General features: G+C 36.5%; 2 protein-coding genes. Both read left to right on the top strand.

Going from position 1 to position 1,012, the window contains the following annotated elements; genetic code table 11:
* The first annotated feature begins 128 nt into the window (after positions 1-128).
* Positions 129-326 carry a hypothetical protein gene (locus IDH45_RS33735; protein WP_190932550.1) on the top strand — a complete coding sequence of 66 codons (198 nt, stop codon included), beginning with the start codon at positions 129-131 and terminating at the stop codon, positions 324-326.
* An 18-nt stretch (positions 327-344) separates the two neighbouring features.
* Complete coding sequence (locus tag IDH45_RS33730) at positions 345-893, top strand: DUF2599 domain-containing protein (RefSeq protein WP_190932549.1); 549 nt, start codon at positions 345-347, stop codon at positions 891-893.
* Positions 894-1,012: the final 119 nt, after the last annotated feature.

Raw genomic sequence — 1,012 nt, 5'->3', positions numbered from 1 at the left:
TTTTTTGGCCGGAGCATTATTTGGTGCTTCTTTGGGTTACGCCTAAACCGGAAATTTACCAGGGATTACCTCCAAGTGCATAGGTCATGTCTTGTGTTTGTGCGACTGTAGTACAAGGGAATCCTTTTGTGTCTGCGAATAATCTTCCTGAACAAACTTTACAAAATGTAAAGCAAGAAAACAGCCTTCGAGTTCTAGCACCTAAAGTTAAAAACGATAATGCAAAGGTATTTGATTATCAACAATCAAAAGAAAAAAATAAGTTAAAACATACTTTTAAAGTTTCTGCTTCTGCTACTGACACAGTTATTGAGATTCCATTTTAGTCAAGTAATGGGGAATACTTGAAGTTATATAAGAATAAAGAAGGTAAGACAGGTACTGTCGGAAACATTTATAATAAAGAAGGTAAATCCATTGGTATTTTTTCTGTCACCCTTGATGGAGAACAAAACCCCGAAAATGTAACTGCAAGTACCGATGCTAATACATTGAGGCTAAATGTTAAAGGTACCAATCGTACCGAACCATATCAAATGGTGTTAAGCACTGAAACAACTTATTATTCGACTTATTTTAATAGTTTTGAATGGATTACTAGAGATTCTGATTATCCTTTATCTTTAAGCCTAAATCATACAAATTATTTCTATGAAGGACCAACTCAATGGGATATTGGGATAAGAGCCGCAGATGCTTGGGATAAAGTCGTAGCAGTGCATAGTGGGAGTCCGAATTGGAGTAATGCAAGTGGATTGGAGGATCAACTTCTTTGTCATGTACACTATGCTTCAAATAAAAACCCTTGGAATATCGAACCATCCAGACCAGATTACAGTTGGACGGGGACGGTAGTAGATTTTTGTAATCCTGGGTCAGGGATTTGGGATTAAATAATCTCTAGATAGCGAAATTAAATTGATAACTATAAATGAGCAAAAACGGATACAAAAAAAGACAGTTTGCTAAGCCAGTTTGAACTGCTCACAAACGACATGAAAAGGGATGCCGC

It is taken from the genome of Paenibacillus oceani (assembly GCF_014705615.1).
Taxonomy (GTDB): domain Bacteria; phylum Bacillota; class Bacilli; order Paenibacillales; family NBRC-103111; genus Paenibacillus_AB; species Paenibacillus_AB oceani.
The sequence above is the reverse complement of the archived record's forward strand: the minus strand, read 5'-3'. Positions and strand labels throughout refer to the sequence as shown.